This window comes from Mesorhizobium sp. M0296 (assembly GCF_040321675.1).
In the GTDB taxonomy this organism is placed as follows: domain Bacteria; phylum Pseudomonadota; class Alphaproteobacteria; order Rhizobiales; family Rhizobiaceae; genus Mesorhizobium.
In genome coordinates, this window is sequence record NZ_JAMYRZ010000092.1 from 1 (window position 1) to 3,723 (window position 3,723).

The following is a 3,723-nucleotide window of genomic DNA, read 5'->3' on the forward strand; positions in this document are numbered from 1 at the left end:
TTCCCATCAGCCATCGCATCAAGAAATGCGCCTGGAACGACGACTATCTCATCAATGCCATCACTCATATGCGATAGCCCTGCCCCTCAAGGGGGGAGATGTCCGGCAGGACAGAGAGGGCGCTGTCCCGCCGACGTCAGGCTGCAAATAAAAACCCGCCACTGCGGGCGGGTCGCTGGAGCCAATTAGCACCATACCGAAATTAATAGCATAGCTGCCGGCACAAAGCAAGAACAAAATACGTCGTGACGGCAAAAAATTGCGAATTCCTCACGGCCTCGCCTTGTCCCTCCTCAAGCGAGCATGCTCAACCAATTGCAAAGTCGCGTTCCTTCGCGCCCCCCTCTGTCCTGCCGGACATCTCCCCCTCTACTGGGGAGATTGGCCATCATCTCGGCTTTCGCCAATTTCCAACGTTGCAGGAGCGAGCGAGGCGCCGAGGCTGCCAATCTCCCCCTTGGAGGGGGAGATGTCCGGCAGGACAGAGGGGGGCGCTGTCCCGCCAACTTCTGACGGGCGTCGAGGGCGGGTTTCAGCCTCACGCGAATTCCATGATCACCGCATCGACGGCAAGGCTGTCGCCGGGCTTGGCGTTGAGCTTCGAGACGATGAGGTCGCGCTCGGCGCGCAGCACGTTTTCCATCTTCATCGCCTCGACCACGGCCAACGTCTCACCGGCCTTGACCTCCTGCCCCTCGGCAACGGCAATCGATACGACGAGGCCGGGCATCGGGCAAAGCAGCATCTTCGAGGTATCCGGCGCCACTTTTTCTGGCATCAGCCTTTCGAGCTCGGCGGTGCGCGGCAGCATGGCGCGGACTGTCACCGACATGCCTTTCCAGGCGATGCGGAACCCGTTCAGCACCGGCCTGACTTGCGCCGCGACCTTGCGGCCGCCGACCGTGCCGCGCCAGATGAGATCGCCCGGCCGCCAGTCGGATGCCACCGTCAGCGGTTTGCCGCCGTCGATTGTGAGGTCGAGCTCCATCGGAATGGAAATCATGCCTTCGACGATGGCAACCGAAAGATAATCCCGGCCGATCTTCACCACCCAATCGCGTTTCAAGGCGCCCGAATGCGGCGCCAGCCGCCCGCCCAGCCGGTCGAGCCGGTCGCGGCGCAGCAGTTCGACCGCGGTTGCGATCGCGGCCAGCACCCCTTTCTCCTCGGCGTCTGGCACGATCGGCGCGAAGCCGTCGGGATATTCCTCGGCGATGAACGCCGTCGATAGCCGCCCTTCCCGCCAGCGCGGATGCTGCATCAGCGCCGCCAGGAACGGTATGTTGTGCTCGATGCCGTCGACGACGAAACTGTCCAGCGCTTCCGACATCGCGTCTATCGCCGCCAGCCGTGTCGGCGCCCAGGTGCACAGCTTGGCGACCATCGGGTCGTAGAACATCGAGATTTCCGAGCCTTCGATAACGCCGGTATCGTTGCGGATGACGATTTCGCCGAATTTTCCCTCTTCCGGCGGCCGGTATTTCGTCAGCCTGCCGATCGACGGCAGAAAGTTGCGATACGGATCTTCGGCATAGAGGCGGCTTTCCACCGCCCAGCCGTTCAGCTTGACGTCGCTCTGCTTGATGGCGAGCTTTTCGCCGGCTGCCACGCGGATCATCTGCTCGACCAGGTCTATGCCGGTGACGAGCTCCGTCACCGGATGCTCGACCTGCAGCCGCGTGTTCATTTCCAGGAAATAGAAGTTCTTGTCGCTGTCGACGATGAACTCGACCGTGCCGGCGCTCTGGTAGTCGACGGCCTTGGCCAGCGCCACCGACTGCTCGCCCATGGCTTTGCGGGTCTTGGCGTCGAGGAACGGCGACGGCGCCTCCTCCACGACCTTCTGGTTGCGGCGCTGGATCGAGCATTCGCGCTCGCCGAGATAGAGCGTGTTGCCATGCGCGTCGGCGAGCACCTGGATTTCGATATGGCGCGGATCGACGATGAATTTTTCGATGAAGACGCGGTCATCGCCGAACGAGCTTTTGGCCTCCGACCGCGCCCGGTCGAAGCCGTCGCGCACCTCTGCCTTGCTCCAGGCGATGCGCATGCCCTTGCCGCCGCCGCCGGCCGAAGCCTTGATCATCACGGGATAGCCGATTTCGCCGGCTATTCTTTCGGCATGGGCGGCGTTTTCGACGACGCCGAGCCAGCCGGGCACCGTCGACACCTTGGCCGCATTGGCGAACTTCTTCGATTCGATCTTGTCGCCCATCGCCTTGATGGCCTTGGGCTTCGGGCCGATGAAGACGATGCCTTCCTGCTCGAGCGCCTCGCAGAAGGATGCCCGCTCGGACAGGAAACCGTAGCCGGGATGCACGGCCTCTGCTCCTGTCGCCTTGCAGGCGGCGATGATCTTTTCCGCGACCAGATAACTTTGCGCAGCCGGCGAAGGCCCGATATGCACCGCCTCGTCGGCCATTTCGACATGCACGGCGTCGCGGTCGGCGTCGGAATGGACCGCGACGGTGGCAATGCCCATCTTGCGCGCCGTCTTGATCACGCGGCAGGCGATCTCGCCACGGTTGGCGACCAGGATCTTTGTGAACATACAGGCCTCGTCCCTCGGCTGCCCTTCTTTTACGGGCTTCCCGTTTTATGGGCTTCAGGGGGCCGGTCAAGGCAAAGTCGGAGCCTATCCCGCATGCAAATCGGCGGGCGCTGACGAAAATCCGGGGTCAGAACGTCGCTTCGTGCATAGCGCAGAGCTGAATGGTAAGTTAAATCTAACCTGGATTGCAGACTGCCTTGGGAGGATTGCCTGATGAAAACGCGCGCCGCTGTCGCCGTTGCCGCCGGAAAGCCGCTGCAGATCATGGAGGTCGACCTCGAAGGCCCCCGTGATGGCGAGGTGCTGGTCGAGATCAAGGCAACCGGCATCTGCCACACCGACGAGTTCACGCTGTCGGGCGCCGACCCGGAAGGCCTGTTTCCGGCGATCCTCGGCCATGAGGGCGCCGGCATCGTCGTCGACGTCGGCAAGGGCGTCACCTCGGTCAGGAAGGGCGACCATGTCATCCCGCTCTATACGCCGGAATGCCGGCAGTGCCCGTCCTGCCTGTCGCGCAAGACCAATCTGTGCACCGCGATCCGCGCCACGCAGGGACAGGGCTTGATGCCGGACGGCACCTCGCGCTTCTCGATCGGCAAGGACAAGCTGTTCCACTATATGGGCTGCTCGACCTTCTCCAACTTCACCGTGCTGCCCGAGATCGCGGTGGCCAAGGTCAATGCCGACGCCCCGTTCGACAAGATCTGCTACATCGGCTGCGGCGTCACCACCGGCATCGGTGCTGTGATCAACACGGCCAAGGTCGAGCAAGGCGCGACGGCGGTCGTCTTCGGCCTCGGCGGCATCGGCCTCAACGTCATCCAGGGATTGCGCCTTGCCGGCGCCGACATGATCATCGGCGTCGACCTGAACAACGACAGACGAGCCTGGGGCGAGAAATTCGGCATGACGCATTTCGTCAATCCGAAGGAGATCGACGGCGATGTCGTGGCTTATCTCGTCAACATGACCAAGCGCGGCGCCGACCAGATCGGCGGCGCCGACTACACCTTCGACTGCACCGGCAACACCAAAGTCATGCGGCAGGCGCTAGAAGCGTCGCATCGCGGCTGGGGCAAGTCGGTCGTCATCGGCGTTGCCGGCGCCGGCCAGGAGATCTCGACGCGGCCGTTCCAGCTGGTCACCGGCCGCACCTGGATGGGCACCGCCTT

The 3,723-nt window shown here is 63.1% G+C and carries 2 protein-coding genes; one reads left to right on the forward strand and one right to left on the reverse strand.

The window, feature by feature from the left end; all coding sequences use genetic code 11:
• Positions 1 to 538 precede the first annotated feature (538 nt).
• Entirely contained in the window at positions 539 to 2,551 is a 2,013-nt protein-coding gene (locus NKI97_RS35245; RefSeq protein ID WP_352838591.1) for an acetyl-CoA carboxylase biotin carboxylase subunit, read from the reverse strand.
• A gap of 213 nt (positions 2,552 to 2,764) precedes the next feature.
• Here NKI97_RS35245 and NKI97_RS35250 point away from each other — a divergent pair.
• The coding region (locus NKI97_RS35250) for a zinc-binding dehydrogenase (protein WP_352838592.1) at positions 2,765 to 3,723 on the forward strand (959 nt) is incomplete at its 3' end.

Bases quoted from the DNA above. Each gene is read 5' to 3' on its own strand.
- NKI97_RS35245 (WP_352838591.1), bottom strand. From the start codon at position 2,551: ATGTTCACAAAGATCCTGGTCGCCAACCGTGGCGAGATCGCCTGCCGC.